This is a genomic window from Shewanella sp. M16 (assembly GCF_018224605.1).
Lineage (GTDB): Bacteria > Pseudomonadota > Gammaproteobacteria > Enterobacterales > Shewanellaceae > Shewanella > Shewanella oncorhynchi.
This window is the reverse complement of sequence record NZ_JAGTUL010000016.1, coordinates 61,435-83,704: the sequence shown is the minus strand read 5'-3', so window position 1 is coordinate 83,704 and position 22,270 is coordinate 61,435. Positions and strand designations below refer to the sequence as shown.

Here is a 22,270-nt window from a genome sequence, read left to right as displayed (position 1 = left end):
TAATCAGTATTTATATTGCAACTTTGCTCTTAAGGAAATTATGGCGTACGGCGTTAACCTTCCAGATCTGCTCGATCATGCAGACGTTAAACTCGCCCACAATGTCAGCATAGCTTGTTATAGCAGTATTCTTTCTATGCTGCTCAATGGCGCACCGCTACATGAAATCTTGCACGCCTTAGTCTTAAAAATCGAAGCTCAAAAAGTAGGAACCAGAGGGTCTGTGTTACTGCTCAGTGCTGACGGTAAACGTCTGTTATTAGGTGCCGCCCCCAATTTACCCGACAGTTACAATCAAGCCATTAATGGTGTCGAAATTGGCCCCAATGTGGGTTCTTGTGGCACGGCAGCCTATTATGCGCAGCGTGTCATCGTTGAAGATATCGCTCAACATCCTTACTGGGTTAATTATAAAGAACTGCCATTACGTGCAGGTCTTAAATCTTGTTGGTCAGAACCTATCAAAGATACTCATGGCAAAGTGCTAGGCACATTTGCCATGTATTATGACACGATAAAATCCCCAACAGAGCAGGATTTAGAGCTCATTTCTGAGGCGGCAAGACTGGCGAGTTTAGCCATTGAACGCAGTCGTGCAATGGAGTTTCAGCATTTAGCTGTGAAAATTTTTGACCGTTTACCCCTTGCTCTGGTTATTTCCAATTCTGACGATGCAGTTCTCTATGCTAATCCCGCTTTCAGACATATAGTTATCCCTCAAGATACTGATATTGCTAACTTTCATCCTAAGATTTTTTTAGCATCATCCCAATCTAATGAATTAGTGGGGTTATTTGAGCATTTAACTCAGGACAGAATGTGGCAGGGTGAGTTGGTGGGTCTTAGGGGAAATGGCGAGGAGTTTTATCTTGACCTTATCGTCACGACCTTCCGAGAGTCCAATGATCAGCAACCCTGTTTTGCATGGCTATTTTCAGACATTAGTGAACGTAAGAAAGCGGCGCAGCTGATTAAGTATCAGGCCAATAATGACTCTCTTACCGGACTTGCTAACCGCAATGCGTTATTCAAGCAGATCCAAGCGTTAATTACCTCCGACAGTTTGACACCCGGCTTTAGTTTTATGTTGATGGATTTAGATAACTTTAAGCAAGTTAACGACACCCATGGCCATGACAAAGGTGATGCGCTGTTAGTGCAAGTGGTTAAACAGATCAGCGAGTGTGTTGATGACACTATGGTGTTTGCACGCTTAGGAGGGGATGAGTTTGCCTTGTTATTACCTGGGGTTGTTAACCAGAAAGAATTGGCACAAATTGCAGATACAATTAACAAAAATGTGGCAAAACATTATGTGCTAGCCGATGGAAAAGGCGTTTATAGCTCGGTAAGTATAGGGATTGCACGTTTTCCTGAAGATGCCCTCGATCTTGAACAGTTGTTAAATTGTGCCGATCAGGCCATGTATATTTCTAAGGCAAATGGTCGCAATCGATATCATTTTTTTACTGAACAAATGCAGCTAAATGCCGAGCGTGTTGCTAGCCTTCATAATCAGCTTAAGCAGGCATTAGATCAACATACCTTCGAGCTTTATTACCAACCCATAGTCAATGCGACCACAGGCTTGATTGTCCGTGCTGAAGTGCTGCTGCGCTGGCAGCATGAGGGAACGTTTATTCCACCCGATGAATTTATTCCCATCGCTGAGAACAGTGGTTTAATCGTTGATATTGGTCGAGATGTTCGCCTTGGTGCTATGCAGACTATTTTAGAAATGCAGGAACGAAATTGGCCCATTAATTTATCGGTGAATGTCTCGACTTTTGAGTTTTGGTCCCATGAACTACAAGATGCCTTTGTGGAATCCTTTGCTGCGATTACCGAGCAACTTGAGGTGACAGATTTCCCTTATGATAGATTAACCCTTGAGATCACTGAATCTTTATTGATGAAGCAGCATACGTATCTTATTGATGTACTTAATGGTTTGCGAGTTAAAGGGATTAAAATTTCCTTAGATGATTTCGGGACGGGTTACTCATCTCTATCTTATTTAGCTAATTTTCCTATCGATCAAATTAAAATCGATAAGAGCTTTATCGACAGATTAGATGAAGGCAAACGCCACGAAGCGTTGGTGGAGGCCATAGTGCGTTTAAGCCATGCGTTAGATTTAACTGTGACGGCAGAAGGGGTAGAAACTGAGTCCCAGCTAAAATTTGTAATGGCGAATCATATTCAAGAAATTCAAGGATATTTATTTTATAAGCCTATGCCCAAAGCTGCATTCTTTGCCCTGTTGGCAAAGCAAGCTGAGCTGCATAAGGGGTTTGACGTTTGACCTTGATGTTTGACCTAGATGTGAGGGCGGCTTAATCAGTGACAGTCTGATTTTAATATTGGGTTTAGATGTAAGGTAATAATTCAAGTTTTAGATATAACACATTGAAACATAATAAATAAAAAGAGCGCCGAGGCGCTCTTTTTATTACTGAAAAAAGGTGCTGCACTGAGTCTCTGCGTTCATATTGAGTCAGGTGGCGAGCGCTAAGATTTAGCGGTTATCTGGCTGTTAATCACTAGACTCAAGTATTCAGTAAAATCATGACCGTGATTTTGCAGCATTTTGGGGAACATAGAAATCGGCGTAGAACCTGGGAAGGTATTGATTTCATTTAGTAAAATTTCATTATCCGCGGTTAAGAAAAAGTCGATGCGCGATAAGTGACGCAGCTTCATTCCTTTAAATGCCTTGATTGCATAGGCGCGGATTTGTTCACTGATCTCAGCCGACACATTCTGCGCCACCACATCGGTGCGTGCTTTACTGTTTTTGGCGTATTTCTCATCGAAGGTGTAGAAGGTGTTGGTATCACAGATGATTTCACCTGGTACTGTCGCCACCACTTCACCGTTGTACTCGTATACTGCGACTTCTAACTCACGGGCTTTAATGGTTTTTTCAACGATAACATAGGGCGCATAGCCGAAAGCATCTTTAAGCACGCCAGCGACTTTATCGCTGTCATCGACTTTATAACAACCAACAGAGGAACCCTGTGAGGCCGCTTTGACGAAGATGGATCCCCATAGTGCTAATGCGGCTTGGGTTTGCTCTATTGCTGCATCATCGAATTGGTTTAGGAAAATATACGGGGTATTCGGAATACCTAAGGCAGAGAACCACATTTTAGCGGTGATCTTATTAAAGCAGTTACTGCTAGCCTCGGATTCACAGCCAAAATAGGGCAGTTGGATCAAATTAAAATAGGATTGAATGTCACCTGTTTCGCCGGGATAGCCATGAATGCAGGGAATGACGTAATCGACCGGCCATGGGGCTTTGCTCTCATCGCGGAAGCGAATTTCGCGGCTATTGGTCAGTTCACAATCATCACCCGCAGCGGTGCGGTATTGACCAAATTTATCCAGTTCGACACGCAATACACAAAACTGCTCGGATTTTGCCAGTGAGGTTTCAAAATAATTGGCCGACATGAGTGAAATATCGTGTTCGGCACTTCCGCCGCCGCACAGCAAAAGCAGGTTGATCTTAGACATTGTGAGTGATTCCTCAAAGTGAGCAAAATCGGATGACATCGGCCTGTGGCAATACGAATATCATCCTATAGTACAGCCGCTGTCATCTTAGTTTTCTTGCCCCTATGAGTGCAAGGTTTTGCTGACTGATGGCTATTAAGTGGTGAATTTTAACGCATTACATCGCATTGCAAATATGGGGTTGTGCCTTTGTCGGGTTTATTTTGATTTTTGTGGCGTGAGATGGCAATGTCGTTGGACTATTGCTTCGTCACCGTCATCTAAACTGTGCAACCCAGTACGAGTGACACTTACTTTAGGCGCATTACAGCATGGTATCTCATGGTGAATAAAAACATTCGGTTAGCCCGCTTACAGGATACAGATAGTGTGCAGGTATTACTTGAGCAACTCGGTTATTCTTTGCCCTATGCCGCTTTAGCCCAGACGTTAAGCCAATATCAGCATGATTCTCTGCGCCGCAGTGATGAATTACTGGTGTATGAGCAACATAATGCGCAGGGTGACCTGCAAGTTGTCGCTGTGATGGCCTTAATGTTCTTTGATTATTTCCCCGCCTTGAGTCGTATCTGTCGTATAACCGCAATTGTGGTGGATGCCGACATGCGGGGTCAGGGCGTTGGTTCTCAGTTGATCGCCTTTGCGAAAGAGAGGGGAAAGCAAGAGAATTGCCAGTTACTCGAACTCACTACATCGATGCAGCGCATTGCCACACAGCAATACTATGAAAGTATAGGGTTTACCAAAACATCCTTTCGCTACAGCTTAGTTTTGAGCGAACCAAACGGCTAATTCTTGGCTCGAGCGAGCATAAACAGATCCGTTGTCCTTGTGCCTTCGGGTACCGGAAAAACGTTGCGGGTGACATTGATAATTTCAAATTGATTTTAGCAACTGATATTGCCTAGCCCACAGCAGATATTTAGTCATGTGAATTTGTACATTAATACAAAAGCTCAGAGTAAGTAGTTCAGATCAAAACAGATGTTTAGCCCTAAGTTATAGGCATGATTTTTATGTAAATTCACCATTAACTCGACATCCATCAGTTGCGCTAAGGTCACTGGTCTCGCTTCCCAGCGCGGTGCGTGGCCAGCATCATTACAGTGTGCTAGGTATAAACGTCGCGTACTTTGATGTATGCCAAAATACGTCATATTACAACGCTGGTTAATCGTTAAATAGGGCTCAAAGTCGAGTGCGTATACCTGCATGTCTTTAAATTCTGACCACTGGATATAGCGGGTTTTTTCATAATAACGCTTAGGTAAAGCGGCATCTGGTGCTATGGCGTCAAACAAGGCAATAACGGCTTGTAGATCCTTAAGTGTAATAATGTCCTTTTTAATCAATGTTTAAATCCTTAGTTTCATGGTTAGAGTAAATCTAAAAGTCATATCTTAAAATGTAGTTCTTAAAGTGTTCCCCATTGACCACAAAGCTTCATTCACCCCAAAGGCGGTCGGCAAGACCCGATGCGCGTTGGGTTGCTTGGCTACTGGCCCGCTCGAATACGTGCTGGGTGCCTAAGCAGGTAAAGTGGACTTTAGCGCGGGTGATGGCGGTGTAGACCAACTCTTTGGTCAGCAGTTGCCACTGGGCTAGGCTGGGGCTCGGCGGCAATACTAAGGCCACACGGCTAAATTCGCTGCCTTGGCTCTTGTGTACTGTCATGGCGTAACAGGTTTCATGGCTGGGCAAACGGGCTGGCAAGACTTTTAACAGGCTGCCATCGGCCTTGATAAAGTGCGCCATTAAACGTTCGGGTTTATCTTCATCCTGCAAAATCAATCCGATATCACCGTTAAACAGGCCTAAGTTGTAGTCATTGCTTTGGATGATAATCGGCCGACCCAGATAAAACTCCTGTAGTGGTTTAATCAGCTTGGCATTTGCCAGTGCTTGAGTCACATACTGATTGATGCCTTCAACCCCATAATCGCCCGAGCGCATAGCACATAGAATACGGTACTGGTTAAAGCGTTCAATGATGTCTGCTGTGCTTGGACGTGTGCCTACATCACTATTACTTGCATCATTGTTACTTGCATGGCTATTCAAGGCACCGAGATAAGCGCCATATTGCTGGCAGGCTTGCTCCAGAAGTGAACTGAGTCCCATATTATTAGCAGGCTCGCTCACTTTGGCTTGGGTTTGGCTTACGACCATACTGTGTTCTAACCAGCTCAATTCTGCAGGTCCCTGTTGCCATACCTGCAAAATACTTTGAAGATCTGCGCGATTGACGGCACTGGCGAGCAGTCCAATCCCTGCATCGTCTTTAAATCTGTGGCTGTGCATTAGCATACATAAGCTATCGCCAAGTTTAGGGGCGTCGCTGATATAGGGCGTTAACTCAAAACCCGTTAAAGCACTCAGACGCTCGGCTTGTTCCTTGGAATAGCGCATTTGCCACAGAGCAGGGCTGTTTGACGCTATGTTGTTCTGAGCAAGGTTATTGGGATCTACTGGTATTTTAAGGCCCGCACAAATATCGGCGAGCACAGCGCCCGCCTCAACCGAGGCGAGTTGGTCTTGATCGCCGAGTAAAATCAAACTGGCGTGCTCAGGCAGTGCGCTGAGCAGTTTATACATCATGGGCAAATCGACCATAGAGGCTTCGTCGACAATCAATAAGTCGAGCCTAAGCGGATTACCTTGATGGTGGCGAAAGTGCGGCGAATTGGGGATCACCCCAAGCAGCCTGTGTAAGGTTGATGCCTCCTCTGGAATGCGGCCCAGAGCCGTTAAAAAGTCTTGGCTATTTCTATTGCGAGCTTCATCAATAACATTAGCATGGGCGCTGAGTTCCTTCGCCAGACGCGCTTTTGAGGCTTTGATTGATTCGCTTAAGCGAGCCGCCGCTTTTCCCGTTGGCGCGACTAAACGGATTTCCTGCTGTGATTCCATTTGTAGCAATAATAAAAGCTTAGTCACAGTAGTGGTTTTGCCCGTCCCTGGGCCGCCAGTGATCACCGACAGTTTTTTACCCAGCGCTGTGGCCGTGGCGACCTTTTGCCAATCAATGGGTGCTGTGTCTTCACTGTTAGTTAGTACATTGGTAGTGAGTGCATGGGGCGCGAGCACATTGGCAGGGAACAGTTGATCTAGCAGTGACCTCAACTTAGCGATTTGCGGTTGCTTTTGGTGGCTTGCTTCTTCAGATAAGTGCTTAGATACGCTTCCGGACAAGCGGATTAATGAGGCGGCCACTGAGGTTTCAAATTGATGATAACGTTGTAAATAGAGTCTGCCATTATCAAAAATAAGCGGTTTGTTACTGCCCGCTTGGCCGACGGCATCAAAGGTTTGTAAGGTCTCAGTGAGTGCTTCCAGGCTTAAGGTGATTTTACAATGGCTATTTTGTTCGGCCATGGGATTAAGTGGCACAATATGGGCAAGCACTAGGCAACTGTGCTGTGAAGATAATTGCTGGCTTAATAGCGCACACAGCAAAATAAACAAGGGATGTTGGCTATCGGTTGGATGCAAGTGACTCATTTCGAGTGCGAAATGCCGATCTAGTGGCATGAGCAGTCGTTCTTGCTCCCACTGTTTTAACAGCTCTGGCAGCGGCGCTGTAAGCTGAATTGCGCCATGATCTATCCATTTCGCCGCTGTGAGTGAATGTGCATTTAGCCCTTGGGTTGAGCGCATCATGCCGTGACTCCTGTATCGATTGCACGAGCCAACTTGCTGTGAAATAAATTGTCATTAAAAAGTGAATCTAGCGCGAGAATAAGTGCCTTCGGCGGCTTGTCGTAATAAATACCATAGCCGGGATATTGAGCCGACATCCCCCGTAAGAACAAGTAATAACAACCGCCGATGTGGCTGTCGTAGTCATAACTTGGCAGGCGTAAACTCAAATACCTGTGTAGCGCCAATGAATAGAGAATGTACTGCAAATCGTACCTGTGATCGGTTATTGCGCTTTGCAGCGCGCTCTGATGATAGGCATTGATGTTGTCGCCTAAATGATTCGACTTATAGTCGGCGATATAATATTGACCTTGGTATTCAAAGGTTAAATCGATAAAGCCTTTGAGCATGCCCTTGAGATCATCAAACTTAAGTGTCGACTCATAGCCAAATTGCTGCAGTAGCGTATTGAGTTCAGTATCTTTAAGTTCGCTTAAGGGTAAATAAAACTCCATTTCGACTAAGGTATTCTGTGGCGATAACTTGGCTAAGCACAGATCTGGATGAGCAGGTTTGACGGCGCTTACATGCCCCGTGACTTGCGACTCTAAGGCGTGCGGTATCGCGCAAAGCGGTGCATGCAGCACATCCAAATACCAAGTATGTAATACTGTTTGCCATTCGGGCGCGATACCGTATTGCAACATGGCTTTAGGCAATTGCAGCGGTAAGTCGATTTCTGCCTGCGTAAAATCAATCTCTTCTAACACTAAATGCATAAAGCTACCAGCATTGGCGCCGCGCTCAAAGTTAAAGCGATTGAGCATGTCATCCTGCAGATCATGACTTGCCTCATCAGGAATAGAGAGTGTTTGCGCAGCCATATATTCAAGCGTACCTAATATTTCATCGTCGGCACCCGGCGTGGTTTTACCATGGCTGGTATTTTTAACGAGACCTGAATAACTGCCGACTCGCCACGGCGTGCAGTATTGGCGGGTTAAGGTTTTCGCGCTAAGTATTTGCGCTATGTCTTGGCTTGAGGGCAATGGGCGCTCGTCTATGTCATTGGGCACCTTATCAAGACTTATGGCTTCCACATCTTGAGCGAGTAGCTGCGTTGCATTGCAGATACGGGCAAAGTCACATTCTGAGTCGCCTATGCAGAGCAGATAGCCGATGGCGGTTTCATGCAGCTGACTTTTAAGGCCATTTTTAAGCTGACGACTGTGGTTGGCGATATACAAGTAACACAAATACACAGGGCGAGTGAGCGCCACATATAATAGGCGTAAGTCTTCGGCCAAGGTTTCTTGTTTTGCGCGCTCCCAACCGTCATCCGTGCCTTCGATATCCCACACTAGCTCTTGCTCACCTGCATCGTTAGTTCTGTGGTACAGCATAGGCGTCGGGCGGCGGCGATTATCACGGGCTAGGCTGACAAAGGGCACAAAACACACGGGATACTCAAGGCCCTTACTCTTATGGATAGTGACGATCTGTACTAGATTCTGCTCGCTCTCAAGGCGTAGCTGCTGTTCATCGGTGCCTGTGTTATCAATCAGTTGCTGTTCATACCAATTGAGTAGGGCACTCATACCATCAAGTTCGGTGGCTTTTTGTTGTAATAGCTCGGCAAGGTGGCGAAAATCCGTCAGGCGACGCTCACCGTTTGTGGCATCTTGCTCTTGAGCATCGACCTCTGCACTGGCGGTGTGCAGTAAACGGTCAATCAGTTTAGTGCTATTGGCAAGGCTTAGTAGCGCGGGCATGATGCCGCGTTTCTGCCACACTTGGTGCAAGTTAAAAAATTGCTCTAATAACAGCTGTCTGTGCTCTTCATCTTGGTTAAAGGCATGGATTTGCTCGGCGCTATAGCCCAATAATGCCGTGGCTAGGGCGCTGCGCAGTGCCAGTTCATCTTTAGGGTTCGCTAGAGATCGCAAAATTAACGCCATTTCCCGCGCTTCAAGGGTATCGAACACACTGTCGCGACTTAAAAACACCGCGCCTATGTGGCGTTTACTTAATGCGGTTTTCATCACTGCCGCTTCGTTGCGATCCCGCACTAAGATGGCGATGTCTTTGGCGATCAAAGGCCCTTTAGGGCTGTGGCATTCGCCATTGGCCGCATCTGTCAGTAAACGGGTAATTTGTGCCGCCGCGTCTTCGGCGAGCAAGTGTCTTGCCGTGGTTTTATTGAGGCCGTTTTCTGCACTTTCGCTTAAGAGTCTTAATCTTAAGGCGGCTGGATTGGCGGTTTTTTCAGTGAGGATTTTCCCTTTAGCACTGCTGGGCGTTTTCACGCTATCAAAGGGGATCGACTGACTGATAAAAGGATCGTGATGCTGGCTAAACAGATGGTTAACCCCAGCGACCATGTTTGCGCTTGAGCGGTAGTTGGTATCCAGATGATAGTGGGCCTGCGTATGATGACGGGCCTCAATATAGGTATGGATATCGGCGCCGCGAAAGGCATAAATGGCTTGCTTAGGATCGCCAATCATCAACAGGCTGAGCTTATTTTCTGTATCGTTTTTGCCTTGCTGCTCAAATGAGTAGCGGTCTTGGTAGATGCCAGAGAAGATCGCAAATTGCAGCGGATCGGTATCTTGGAATTCATCAATAAGCGCGACGGGAAAGCGTGTTGCCACGGCTTTGGGCAAGGTTTCATTATTGGCGTTTAACGCTCTCGCTAATGTCGTGAGTAAGTCATCTGGGGTCAGCACATTTTTTTGTTGTTTTTGCTGGGCAAATCGCTCGCTTATGCCGAGTTTCGCGCTATATAAAAATGCTGGTTTAATGGCGGCAATCAATGTGGCGAGTTGCTCCATATGATCCATCAGCGGCGCTTCGCTCACACTTGGGATCACGCCGCCCTTGTTGAGTTTTAACTCAGACAGCGATAAGGCTTCTAACTCTTTCAGTGGAGGCAACCCATGCCCGAAGGTGAGCCAGTTATCCAGCGCATCGAACATGGCGGCGAGCTTGGGGTACTTATCCGTTGCTTTGCCAAAGCGGGTGCCGTTGAGTGGCAAACTGTGTAGCAATACCAATAAGCCATCGCGCCCCCGTGGCCAAGCTAATTTAAAGCGCTCTAAACTTTGGCGTAGTGACAGGGCTAAGGCATCAAACTTAAGCGCGGGTTTCAGAGGCTTTGCTTGACTGGCGCCAAGGAGCGGTCGCAACTGTTTGACTAAACCATCGGGCTCGCCAAATTCCTTGGCAATGATTTGCGCTAAGTAATCGGGCAGCGGATAACAGGCCTCACGCCAAAAATCCCGCACGGCATGGTGCAAAAATTCGCTGTCGTCCAAGGTAAAGTCCGATTCGAACAGCAAGGAAGACTCAAAGGCGAGATCCGATAAAATTCGCTGACAGAAACCGTGAATGGTAAAAATCGCCGCTTCGTCGAGGGATTTAAGGGCGAGATCGAATCGCCTCAGGGCAATGGCGCGATCACTCTCTGGGGTGTTGTCATACAGCGCCTGCACAAAGGGATCGGCAATCGTTAGCCCTAAGAAGCACTTAAAGGCGACTTGAATACGCCGGCGAATACGATCTCTTAACTCTTCGGTGGCCGCATTGGTGAAGGTAACCACGAGAATTTGCTCACAGGTCAGCGGCGCAGGAATGCTATCACCAAGCAATAAGCGTAAGTAAAGACCTGAAATCGTGTAGGTTTTACCTGTGCCAGCGCTGGCCTCAATAAGACGACTACCGCCAAAGGGCAGAGTGAGAGGATCAAGCGCTTGTGGTGCAGACTGTAAGGCTTGCGTGTTCAACGGCATCTGTTCACTCATGCTTGCTCTCCCTGTGCGCTATTGCGGTTCAAATGTGGTGCGAGAGCCTGTGTTTCATTAGCAGGGCCTTGGCTCATGCCATCGTTAAGCGCAAATTCCTCAAGCTGAGCCAGTGTGTCTTTGAGATATAAACTCACCATAGGGCGATAGATACGCTCGGCTAATGCGCCAAAGCTATCCTCAGAGAAATCCCGCGGGAAACTAAATAATCGCTGGTAATGGGGTTCATTTCCTTCTCCAAAAGCAGTTTCACCCAATTGACTCTGCTCATCTAACCATTCGGGTAACGCTTGCTGCAAACGCTCATCGTGCTCACCCTCGCAGCTGACGTAGGCCAGTGACGTGCGCGGCATAAAACACAGTGGGTGTTGTTGGCCTTGGTAAAACAACACCAACAAATCGGCCAGTAACGCATGGGCGCGCTCAGCTGTGATTGGCGCTAAGGCGTGGAAGTGCCCCATGTCGAGTAGATAGCTTGCATGTGTGTGGCCCATTGCCATTAAACACAGGTGGCGAAGGTACAACCTCAGCACATCGCGACCGTGGGCGCTACCAGGACGGTAATTCACTAACCCCTTAGGGCTAATATCATCGATACGGCCTTGCAGTAACACTTGCTGGGATTTACCCGCCGTGATGGGCAAGTCAATCACGAGTTTAATATCGGCGTGACTGCTGGCTTGTTCTCCCTTGAGGAACAAGGTTCTGCCAATCAAAGGTTTAATATCATGCTGATATTGGCGCAGTAGCAAATCATCGAAGGGCTGCATGGGCAAAGTGCCACTGGCTTTGAGGCGTTTAATCAGCTCGATATCGGGCTCAGTTAGGCCTTGGCCTATGGCATCATCGAGTAACTTGGCCTGTAACATATAGCGCTCTAGGGCATTCAAGCTAAAGGGCTCGTCATTATCATCGGCCTGAATATTAAGGCTGAGATCGACTTTTAATGTACGGTTGAAGAAGTACTGCGCTGGATTTCGAAAGAAACGGATCAGGGCTGACACATCCACTTTCTTACTTTGCTGTTGTTCGTGCTCAGAAGCTGGCTGTGCCTCTGTATCTGGCACTGAGTCTTGTTCATCCGCTTCGAGCATGATGCGAGTTTGCACGCCGATAAAGCGGCCCGCATGTGTGCCAGCAGTGTCCGTATTGGGTGGACACCATTGCAGGCTGTAACTTTGGCCTATGCTTGAGCCATCTTTGTCATCACGTTTTACTGTGGCTTGATACAACTTGGGATCAAAGGGTTGCAGTGGCTGGTGGCTGACAATCGCGTTATAGAGGGCTTTTTCGGCATCCTCAGGTTCAATTACGCTTGCAGCGTTTTGCGATTGAATCAATAGGGCTTCAGGTAAATAGCACAGCTGACAATATTCAATCAGCTCAGAGACGAGCATAGAGGCGATACGCTCAGAGTTATCCCGTTCGCTGCGGCCAATATAGCTGATATACAGTTGTTCCCGCGCCGATAATAAGGCTTCTAAAAACAAATATCTGTCATCGAGGCGGCGGGAGCGATCGCCTTTACGGGCACCGAAATGCGCCATTAAATCAAAGCCAACGGGATGTTGAACCCTAGGATAAACCCCATCATTCATACCGAGTAAACACACGACCTTAAAAGGAATCGAGCGCATCGGCATTAAGGTACAAAAGTTCACGCTCCCCGCAAGATAACGCTGGCCGACCCGAGATTCGGTTAAGCGTTGATTAAACCACTGTTGCAGCACTTCAATACTGAGGCTCAGTCCGCTTATGTTCTCTTGGGCTAGCGGCGCTAACGGGTTTGTATCCAACGTTCTTGTATCCAAGGGCCTGCCCGCTGACAGTAACTCTTGCTCTAGGGCGGCAATGGCATCGCGGATTTCCTGTAATTGTTCGCGCTCGTCTTCATCGGTGTCGTAGAAGGCATCTAGTAGCTCAGTTAATTCCGCTAAACGCAGGGCGCCCACTTGTGGCTGGGCGAGTATTTGCGCCGTTTCATCGAGCACTTCAATAAAATTGAGTAGCTTACCTAACGCCTGCGCCGATTGGCCTTCGATGCCAGTGACGACAAGATGGTCTTGGTAGAGCGGCGCATCGTCACTCAAGGCGTAACCTAAAATCAGCCTTTTAATACCAAAGGCCCAGGAGTTTTGCTCAAACGCTGGCACACCTTGTTTAAGGCGGCTTTGTTCATCGCGACCCCAGCGCACGCCCGCTTCATCTAACCAGCGGCGGATCAGTTGCAATTCATCGTCATCGAGCTGGAAACGGCGCAAAATGGCGGGCACTTCGAGTATGCTCAAAATGTCGGTCAGACCAAAACGACTTTGATTAATCCCAAGTAAATTTAAAAAGCTATTAATGAGCGGTGATTCCTGCGCTGCACCGCGGTCGGCAATGGCGTAGGGAATGTAATGCAGGCCTTGCTTCGCCGAGAAGACTGCATCGATATAGGGGGCGTAGGCGGCGACATCGGGCATCATGACCACTATGTCTTTGGGTGTCAGGTCGACATTATTGCTGAGTAACTCAAGCAAGTGATCGTGCAGTGTTTCGACTTCCCGCAGTGGGCTGTGACAACTCTTGACTCGAATGGATTCATCGTCGCGCTTTAGTAGGCGTCTGTTCTCGACATTTTGGTACAGCTCGGCATCTGGCCCTAGCACTCTGTCTAAGGTTTGCATCTCTAAAATATCGTATTGCACGCCGTGGAGCATGCTGGCATGACTGTGTGGCGAGTTGGGATCGTCACAGGGCTCACAATACACATCATCGCCAAAGTCGCAGTGTTCGGCGGGGAGCTCAAGCAGCATATCGAGTAATTCACGGCCCATCTTGCCGTTATTGGCAAGCAGCGGGTTACCCACTTCTAGTTTATCTTCCCACAGTTCGGCTAATTGGCGTTTACCCGCATATTGCACCGCCATGCGGGCACGATTACGGGGATCAACAATGTCGCCCCAATAGTGCTGACACGGGCTTAAGCCAAGCACGATCACATCGATACGGCCTGCCAGATGGTAAAGCACTTCGAGGGTTTGCGGCGCCATCGAGGAAATGCCAAACACAAATAAGCGTTGCGGCAATTTAGCGAGTGACGTGTCGGGATTATTCAGCGCGGTAATTAAGTCGCTGTGCAGGTTGGCCCTGTGGTAATGGCTTTGATGGAGCTCATCGCGGTTAAAGGCAATCAGTGCGCGCCATAAAATGGGTTGCCAGCGTTGGTCTTCATTCAGCGGCTTGGTGAGTGATTCGGGATGCTCGTTTTGCTCCCACGCTAAAATCCAATCGGGGCGATACACTAAGTATTGGTCGAAGATATCGGCGATACGGCCACAGAGTTGGTACAGCTTAATGTCGTCAGCCGTCAGAGCACTGGTGTTGAGATGTTCACTCGTATCGGCGGTATTTATGGTTGACGTGCTGTCTAGCATATTGTCTAGGCTATTACCTTGCACATGGCCTAGATAGTGTCTCAATGGCCCAAAGGCGTCATTTTGCAACATGCGCGGTAAAAGTTGCATCAGCTTCCACGTCATCGCCGCTTTAGTGAAGGCGTTGTCCTTAGGCACATCGGGTAATAAGTCATGGCACAACTGCCAAGTAAAGCTCGATGGCAGCGGAAATTCCAATGCGGCGGCAATCCCATTTTGTTTGGCGATTTCGAGGCGCAGCCAAGTCGACATGCCAGGGCTCTGCACCAAAATATGCTCATTACTCAGTAGACGTGCAAAGGCAAGGGGTTGGGTCAGGTAAGCGGCTAAATGGGCGCAGAGCACTTCCATCTGATTGGACTGGATTAACTTTAGCATGTGCAACTCGGCATAGTGACAGTAAAACAATTCTATGTGTTTGATTTATAAGATTCAACACTATTGCTGCTTCTGTGGAATTAACTCGCAATTTTAGGCGTTTACTGAGCCTTAAACTGGTGAAACTTGGCCGGCTAATGCTCAGCTTACAAATGCTAGGCTAGCGTGAACTTCTTTTTCACCTTTGCCCTGAGCAATAACCAATTCAGTTGCTTCGCCGCCGCTTTAAATGCGGTTAAATGCGCTTGATAGTCATCAGCCGGTAAATCTTGATATTTCAGCGCCACATAACTTTGGGTCAAGGTGTGCATCAGCGTGCAAAGCTGTGGTGCACTGTGTTGGTATTGCTCGATAATCTGCTGCGCAAATTGGTTTGGCCCATCACTGTCATTACGCTTAATACCATGGCGGGCGAGGCGATTGCAGATCTGTTGATAGCGGGCGCTGATAGGATCGCCCTGAGTGCTAAAATGTAATAGCCCCGCACTGTAGGCGATATAGAGCACGATAAGGCTGATACACAGCCCCATAAAAACCGCGATTTTAGTGTTAGTTACATCACCTAAGATGCCGCTGAGCACTTGATTCTGCCTATCTTGATTGAAACCCAATACCCAAACGCTCCAGTAATAATCTATGCTGGCAAAACGTTGTCTTAACTCATTGAGCCAAGGCATGGATTTAAAGTGTAAGCTACTAAAAGGGCTTTCCTGCAGGTAACTCAGTGCGGGATCAAATTGAGCGTCGAATCCTTGTTCGATACGATCGGGCGCCACCATAGCGGTCGGGTCGAAACGCACCCAACCTTCACCTTCGAGCCAAACCTCTGCCCATGCATGGGCCATATATTGATACACGCTGTAGTAACCCGCTTGCGGATTAAACTCTCCGCCCTGATAGCCTGTGACCATACGTGCGGGTAAGCCTGTGGCCCGCGCCATAACAATGAAGGCTGCGGCATAGTGCACACAAAATCCGGCTTTGTTTTCAAATAGAAAATCATCTACTTGTTGCGGCCCAAGGGGGGGAGGCGTGAGTGTGTAGAAAAAAGGCTCGGTATTGAAGTGGCGCATCATGGCCCACAATCGTGGCTTAGGCTCGGGATACTGAGTCTTGAATTGCTCGGCCAGCGCCCAAGTTCGTGGATTACTGTTACTTGGTAGTTCGAGGTTAATCTGCCTTTGCCGCGCAGAGAGCCTAAGATCCATCTTCGCCTTAGGCCAAGACTCTACTTGATAACTCATTCGCTGATCGACATTGCGCAGTGCTAACAGCCGATAATCTGGCATATTGACCACACTATCATCTTGGCTGTAGGCGACATCGAGGCCAAATAACCACGGCTGGTGGCTCGGCTCAGCAATCACTTGGTAACGAATACTATGCTTATCTTGCGCACCTGATGCCATCTCTTGATCTTCGCTGCTTATCGAAGCAGGACTATTGCTCATGGGATCAGGATTATTGACCATCAATGCTGGACTGGGCCGTGAGGGAGGAAACAGCAGCGCATCTTTTTGCAACTGTTTAATCCCCGCGTCTTGGCGCCAAGTGACACCATCATAGTGCTCCATCACGAGGGCGCGCCAATATAACTCGGCATTAATGGGCGTTGCATTGGTAAAACTCGCCCTAAAGGCAAGTTCAGTCGAACGGGTGAGCTTACCTATATCACCAATCGCCAGACTATCGGACAAGCCCGTTTGGGCTTCTTTCATGTTGGGCACTAACCAGAGCGGTGCAAGACGCGGTAACACTAAAAATAGCAGCAGCGCGAGGGGAAGGCTCTGGAGTAAAAATTTGCCACCTTGCCAAGCCGTGTGTTTTAAGGATTGCTTATCTTGATACAAAGTCACGAGTACGCAGGTATTGATCAGTGTCACCACGAGCAAGTGCGCGGTATTAAGCAGGGATTGATGGTCGATAAAGGTCAGCGCGATAATAAAATAGCCCGCGAGGACGACAACGCGCACATCCCTTTGATTACGCATTTCAATGTATTTTAAGGCATAACCTAACAGCAGCAGATTCACTAGCGCATTGAGTAAGCCGATTTCCTTTGAGACGAGTGCCAGTGTGGTTGCGGCGCCGATTGCAAGACTGGTGACCAAAAAACGCGGTGGCTTTGCCACTTTGCCGACATAAATCCCCACACGCCACAGTAAACAGATAGCGCAAATGCCCAAAGTCCAAGGCGTGGTTTTATCAAATAGTGGGCTTAATACCGCAATATTGGTGATCAATAACCAAAAAAGTGTCTGGCGGCTAATATTGTCGCCGATTTGCGGTGTCATGCTATTGGCCGCTAACTTCATACTTGCTCCCTCGAAGTAGGGATATGATGCTGCTTGCGGGGAGCTTGATTCGTTTTTTGTGGGTGATTAGCGGCTGATGACTGATATGGGGGCTTCGCCGCTGAAGGCGCTAATTGTGGATATAAGGCAATGGCTTTTTGACAGGCGATCCTATGGTGATTGCCTATCGCGGGCGCGATCAAGACATCGTCTCCCATTGGGTTTTGCAGATGTAAGCCAAAATACTGCTCAAGTTGCGTGAGTTTATTGACTTGCCAGCTTAGCTGACTCAATTGGGTTTCGAGGCGTTTGGCATCGGGTCTGAGCCTTAACCAGACGGGATCACCTTGGGGCTGCTGGAATTCTTTAGTCAGCATGCCGCGACCCTGTGCCCATTGTTTCCATGCCACTTGCTTGAGGGATTCGCCGAGCACATGGGGTTTAAGGCCTTTGAACTCATCAATCCCCGATACATGTTTACCCGCGAGTAACAGGGGATCTTGCTCCGACTGAGTATGATCAGCCTCAAGCTGTAGCGGCGCTTCAATCGGCTGGGCAAAGACTAAGTGACTAATGGCTAAATCCACATGCGACCACGCGCGGCAAAGTCCTAAGGGATAGAAGGATTCAATTTTGAGCCGACCCGGTGACACATGACCCCGCTGATGATATTCGAAGGGCACGAGCGCTTGTTGTTCATCTGTACCCAGGTTCTGCACCGTATAAGTGCGATTATTCGGATAGTTAAGTTGTATGTTATGGCCACTATGGTGAGTGCTGATGAGGACGGGAAAGGTTAAGGTTTCGCCCGCATAGACTTCGGGCGGCGTCGTGGCCCGTAAATGTAAGCCGGCCAGATTTTTGTAACTGTATAGAATGCAGGTATTAAAGAGGCTTAGGAGTAAGATGCTGAGGCCAATGACTAAGTTGTTTTGATAGTTAGTGCCGAATAAGTATAAGAGTAAAACCAGACCAAGCCAAACTAACCCAAAACCGCTCGGCAGAATAAAAATGCTGCGATGGCTTAAGGTTATTTCGGGACTCGGTGGCAAGCGTCTTGCTAACCAACGTTGCCAAATCGGGACTAACGTCGGAATGAAAGTCGGGAGTATCAGTCGTTTCACTTCTGAGTTATTTCCTTAGTTTAATGGGTTAACTGCATACTTTAGCGATATCTCCTCATTACAGTATCTTGCTACATAATAGGGTTAACGCTGGCGAGAATTCGCTCAGATAGGGCTTCACCCTGTAATTGGCTACTGGTTCTGAGTCTATGCTCCGCTACACAACAAAATACCGCTTGCACATCTTCGGGGACTAAATAATGTCGACCTTCTAAAAAGGCCCATGCCTTAGCTGCTTGTAATAGCGCTTTGGTGGCACGCGGTGATAACCCCACGCTATCACTTTGGCTACGGGAAAAACTCACTAAGGCCAGAATATAATTGAGTAAGGCATCGGAAGCGCTGACCTTGTCGCACTGCTCTTGCAGTTGCATTAAGGCCATCGGTGTCAGGCATTGGGGCAATTGATCTAAGGTTAAGTGGTTATGATTGCTCTTAAGCATAGCGAGTTCAGCATCGTGGCTTGGATAACCAATAGAAAGACGCATCATAAACCTGTCGAGCTGCGATTCTGGTAGCGAAAATGTACCGGATTGATCGGTGGGATTTTGAGTCGCGATTACAAAGAAAGGATTGGGCAATCTGTGGGTGATGCCATCGACGGAAATTTGTTGTTCGGCCATCGCTTCGAGTAAAGCGCTTTGTGTCTTAGGGCTGGCGCGATTAATTTCATCGGCCAAAATCATCTGCTTAAAAATTGGTCCAGGATGAAAGATAAATTGTGCTTGATGTTTATCAAAAATCGATACGCCGAGAATGTCGGCAGGCAGCATGTCACTGGTGAATTGGATCCGCTGATAGCTCAAACCTAAGCTTTGGGCTATACCATGGGAAATACTGGTTTTACCCATACCGGGTAAGTCTTCAATCAACAGGTGCCCACGGGCGAGAATACAGGCTAAAGCGAGACGAATTTGCCTAGGCTTGCCCAGCAATACTTGTTCGAGTTGTTGTAGTAATTCGCTGATCCCAGATTGTGCCACGGGCGACTCCTAATACATTTGGAAGTGTGCTTAAGGTGCATTTGCAAGCTGATGTGCGTTATCACTATGGCGGATCATCGCCCGTATATCCAGTGGCATTTCTAGTGCTAAATCAATTACTCGACAGTATTAGGTTTGGTCTTGAGTGGGCTGGTGGCGCGAATGTAAACCGTTTTAGCCTGATCTTACGTAAGGCACAGTGCTTGGCTGCTGGTGGGGCGAATAAACCAGGATTTAAACAAAAAGCCTTGGACAAAGTCGACACCGATATCTCGCGCAAAGGCTAAGTGAGCTTCAGTTTCTATGCCTTCTAAAATGCACTGTTTGTGGGTCTTTTTGGCAAAGTTGACCAATGCAATTAATAATTGGACTCCCTCGGGGTGTGTTATGTGTGTTAACCAATGGCGGTCAAACTTAAGATAATCCACATTCATCATCAGATCGACACTGAGCATGGAGTGGGGCGCACCAATATCATCCAGCGCCACATGTATCTTAGCTTGTTTAAATTGAGTGAATAATTGACTGGCCAGCTGGGCATCGTTAATGCAGGTGTTTTCGATGATCTCGACCGTGACGCGTTCATAGTGGGACAGCAAACGAATGAGCTTGGCGGTATGTGGTCCATCGACGGCGTGGGGATCAACATTGATAAAAATTCGCTGCTGACTCGGCGCATGGATGAGTTGAAATGCCTTGGCTTGATATTCAACTGCAGCGAGTATTTCTGTGGATTCATGCAATTGCTCGAACACAATATTAGGTGCAACCGCATCACCATTAGGCAAGTAAAAGCGTGCTAAGGCTTCATAGCCGTCGATGGCTAAAGTATGAGGATTGACAAAGGGTTGGTATTCGCAGCTAAGGGTTAACGAACTAAGGTTAATCATGGGTGTAATGGGATTCTTAATGCTTTAATACTAATTATTCGCATTTAACGCCCTTCAGTGCAAACAAGTTTTCGATAAAACGGCGTGATTGCTGAATAATTATTCGCTTTGCTAATTATTTGAATTTAGAGAATATCATTTAGAATTTTTGGTGGTTAAAGCATGAGCGTTACCCTAGGGTATGCTGAAAAGTAGGAACTCGATGCTGCTGAGTATCGAGTTCCTTTTCATGTCGCGAGTTAGTAAGCAAACTTAAGCTCAGCTTCGCTGAATAATGGCTGTGCTTTTTGCTTTTGCGCCTCATAAATCAATCGATAGCTGAGGACGGCTTGAACATATTCACGGGTTTCAGTAAAGGGAATCGCCTCGATAAAGCCCATGGCATCGAGTTTGCCATCAGAGTTTGATAACCAGCGACGCACGCGAGAGGGACCCGCGTTATAGGCCGCCGTGGCGAGGATGCGGTTTTGGTTAAACTCTTTCAACAGCTGGGCATAGTAAGCGCTACCAAGATTGAGGTTAAGCTCTGCGCTGTAGAGATCCTTTGGATCGCTATATCTGGCCCCGTGTTTTTTGGCGGTAGCTTTGGCCGTGGCAGGCATAATTTGCATTAGGCCACGGGCACCTACGCCCGAGGTCGCATAAAGATAGAATGCACTTTCGCGGCGGCTAATCGCACGGATCTCATCGATGTTAACCCTATGCTTTTTGCTGGCGTGCTCAAAACCGGCTTGGTGTGCCATAGGGAAGCGTAGAGGAATATCATCCCACAACTTACCTTGAATACTGGCTTCAACACCAAAATCGTACCAGCCCTGTTCATGGGCATAGCGTCCATAGCGTGCTCGCATCGTATTGTCACTGCGTTTTAGTAGCGACATCCATTCATAGCGAGCATCGAAATAACGGTCGAGTGCCATTAACTCTTGTACTCTGACAAAGCCGAGATCATCGGTTAACTTTTGGCTATTGGCATCAACAACAGGCTCAGGGCTTTGATTGAGTGATACCGGTTTATTTAAGAACTGCGCAGCAGCAAAACCGTAAAAATTACGTTCATTACTGATTGTCGCGAGCGCTTTTATGGCGCTTTCAGGCGCTTCTTTGGCATTGGTGCGATAAAGCCAGTATTGCCAACGTTCCTTTGCCAAGGTTTCTGGTTGGAGTAGGTTCAAGTAACGGGCAATACTGCGCATGTCGTGATCGCGGATAGCCCATCTTAAACGGCGCTCAAATAGGTCGTCATTTTTCAGCTCAGTGAGCACATTGTCGACATAGTTTTTATAGTTATCATCTTGTTCAATTAAAATGCGGCGAACAAGGTATTTATCGAGTTGCTGCGCTTGTTCTGGGGTAAAACGATGGGCCTTTTGATACCGTTCATACAAATTAATGGCTTGGTCGAGATCCTTACGGGCAAGGCGTTTTAATCCTGCGGCAACAATGTCACCGACAATGGGATTTTTATCTTTAAACTTTTCGGTATGGCGCAGGCTATTGGGATCTTTATAGACGGCGACTAAACGCTTAGCTTCGTTACTATGAGTGGTGATTTTTTGGGATAAAAAACTCAGTAAACTCGTTTCGCCAGCCTCGAAACTCAGCATCATTCGCGCCCATACGACATCTTGAGTGCGTTTACCGGCTTTGGTCCATGTGTTGAAAAGAGGATCACATTCCTTTGGGCGCGAACCCCCAAATACCCAAAGTGATTGTGCGGCCGCATAAGCCATTTTTAGATCGCCCTTGGCGAGTTTCGCCTCATAGTAATAACACTGCAGGCGGATGTCTGTAGGCGCTTCTGGGGTGATCGCAAGATAATCATTCCAGCGTTTTTGGCTACCAGCATTGTTTAAATATTTAGACCGTAACCTATTGTACATGGGTGTGGTTTCATATTTTTCAATCAAGGCTTTAGCTGCATAACCCTGTAAGGCATTAAGAGCACCTATGTCGATATCATGATCTAAATAAATCGCGAGCGGATAATTACCTAGTTTTGCCCGTAGGGGTTTATAGGTTGCATAATCTTGCTTCTTCAGGGCTTTTTCGGCCTCAAGAAAGGTTTTCTGCGTTGATGTTAACGCAAGTGCAGCAGGGGCATTCAATGCGCCTGCGAGCAATATTGCACTGGATATAACCACATTTATAACTGCTTTGCACATGGAGCGTTTGCCTCCGGGCATCAAGGTATCAATCGACATGTCCGTAT

12 protein-coding genes are annotated in these 22,270 nt (G+C 47.5%); 2 read left to right on the top strand and 10 right to left on the bottom strand.

Annotated elements, in window-relative coordinates; all coding sequences use genetic code 11:
* The first annotated feature begins 40 nt into the window (after positions 1 to 40).
* Entirely contained in the window at positions 41 to 2,305 is a 2,265-nt protein-coding gene (locus KFE26_RS12425; protein ID WP_212600572.1) for an EAL domain-containing protein, read from the top strand.
* A gap of 206 nt (positions 2,306 to 2,511) precedes the next feature.
* Here KFE26_RS12425 and KFE26_RS12420 read toward each other — a convergent pair whose 3' ends face one another.
* Positions 2,512 to 3,525, bottom strand: a complete 1,014-nt coding sequence (locus KFE26_RS12420; protein WP_212600571.1) for a D-alanine--D-alanine ligase — start codon at positions 3,523 to 3,525, stop codon at positions 2,512 to 2,514.
* A gap of 321 nt (positions 3,526 to 3,846) precedes the next feature.
* Between KFE26_RS12420 and KFE26_RS12415 the strand changes: the two genes are divergently transcribed.
* On the top strand, positions 3,847 to 4,317 hold the full coding sequence (locus KFE26_RS12415; protein ID WP_212600570.1) for a GNAT family N-acetyltransferase: 471 nt from the start codon (positions 3,847 to 3,849) through the stop codon (positions 4,315 to 4,317).
* A gap of 164 nt (positions 4,318 to 4,481) precedes the next feature.
* Here the strand turns inward: KFE26_RS12415 and KFE26_RS12410 are convergent, their stop codons facing one another.
* The 9 genes from KFE26_RS12410 to KFE26_RS12370 all read right to left on the bottom strand — a co-directional run bounded on the left by KFE26_RS12410 (position 4,482) and on the right by KFE26_RS12370 (position 22,223).
* Positions 4,482 to 4,877, bottom strand: a complete 396-nt coding sequence (locus KFE26_RS12410) for a hypothetical protein (protein WP_249195710.1) — start codon at positions 4,875 to 4,877, stop codon at positions 4,482 to 4,484.
* Between the two features lie 91 nt (positions 4,878 to 4,968).
* Positions 4,969 to 7,185 carry an exodeoxyribonuclease V subunit alpha gene (gene recD / locus KFE26_RS12405; protein ID WP_212600569.1) on the bottom strand — a complete coding sequence of 739 codons (2,217 nt, stop codon included), beginning with the start codon at positions 7,183 to 7,185 and terminating at the stop codon, positions 4,969 to 4,971.
* Positions 7,182 to 10,970 (bottom strand): exodeoxyribonuclease V subunit beta, encoded by a 3,789-nt coding sequence (recB, locus tag KFE26_RS12400; protein WP_212600568.1) that lies wholly within the window; start codon positions 10,968 to 10,970, stop codon positions 7,182 to 7,184. Before recB ends, recD begins: the two co-directional genes overlap by 4 nt.
* Entirely contained in the window at positions 10,967 to 14,767 is a 3,801-nt protein-coding gene (gene recC / locus KFE26_RS12395; protein ID WP_212600567.1) for an exodeoxyribonuclease V subunit gamma, read from the bottom strand. Before recC ends, recB begins: the two co-directional genes overlap by 4 nt.
* Before the next feature lie 155 nt (positions 14,768 to 14,922).
* On the bottom strand, positions 14,923 to 17,082 hold the full coding sequence (locus KFE26_RS12390; protein ID WP_212600566.1) for a DUF3488 and transglutaminase-like domain-containing protein: 2,160 nt from the start codon (positions 17,080 to 17,082) through the stop codon (positions 14,923 to 14,925).
* Positions 17,079 to 18,185: a DUF58 domain-containing protein gene (locus tag KFE26_RS12385; RefSeq protein ID WP_212600565.1), complete on the bottom strand. Its 1,107-nt coding sequence runs from the start codon at positions 18,183 to 18,185 to the stop codon at positions 17,079 to 17,081. Before KFE26_RS12385 ends, KFE26_RS12390 begins: the two co-directional genes overlap by 4 nt.
* 71 nt (positions 18,186 to 18,256) lie before the next feature.
* On the bottom strand, positions 18,257 to 19,168 hold the full coding sequence (locus KFE26_RS12380) for an AAA family ATPase (RefSeq protein ID WP_028760026.1): 912 nt from the start codon (positions 19,166 to 19,168) through the stop codon (positions 18,257 to 18,259).
* Between the two features lie 185 nt (positions 19,169 to 19,353).
* Positions 19,354 to 20,058 (bottom strand): EAL domain-containing protein, encoded by a 705-nt coding sequence (locus KFE26_RS12375; RefSeq protein WP_212600564.1) that lies wholly within the window; start codon positions 20,056 to 20,058, stop codon positions 19,354 to 19,356.
* Positions 20,059 to 20,297: 239 nt separating this feature from the next.
* On the bottom strand, positions 20,298 to 22,223 hold the full coding sequence (locus KFE26_RS12370; RefSeq protein ID WP_212600563.1) for a transglycosylase SLT domain-containing protein: 1,926 nt from the start codon (positions 22,221 to 22,223) through the stop codon (positions 20,298 to 20,300).
* Positions 22,224 to 22,270 lie beyond the last annotated feature (47 nt).

Bases quoted from the DNA above. Each gene is read 5' to 3' on its own strand.
- KFE26_RS12425 (WP_212600572.1), top strand. From the start codon at position 41: ATGGCGTACGGCGTTAACCTTCCAGATCTGCTCGATCATGCAGACGTT.
- KFE26_RS12420 (WP_212600571.1), bottom strand. From the start codon at position 3,525: ATGTCTAAGATCAACCTGCTTTTGCTGTGCGGCGGCGGAAGTGCCGAA.
- KFE26_RS12415 (WP_212600570.1), top strand. From the start codon at position 3,847: ATGGTGAATAAAAACATTCGGTTAGCCCGCTTACAGGATACAGATAGT.
- recD (WP_212600569.1), bottom strand. From the start codon at position 7,185: ATGATGCGCTCAACCCAAGGGCTAAATGCACATTCACTCACAGCGGCG.
- recB (WP_212600568.1), bottom strand. From the start codon at position 10,970: ATGAGTGAACAGATGCCGTTGAACACGCAAGCCTTACAGTCTGCACCA.
- recC (WP_212600567.1), bottom strand. From the start codon at position 14,767: ATGCTAAAGTTAATCCAGTCCAATCAGATGGAAGTGCTCTGCGCCCAT.
- KFE26_RS12390 (WP_212600566.1), bottom strand. From the start codon at position 17,082: ATGAAGTTAGCGGCCAATAGCATGACACCGCAAATCGGCGACAATATT.
- KFE26_RS12375 (WP_212600564.1), bottom strand. From the start codon at position 20,058: ATGATTAACCTTAGTTCGTTAACCCTTAGCTGCGAATACCAACCCTTT.
- KFE26_RS12370 (WP_212600563.1), bottom strand. From the start codon at position 22,223: ATGTGCAAAGCAGTTATAAATGTGGTTATATCCAGTGCAATATTGCTC.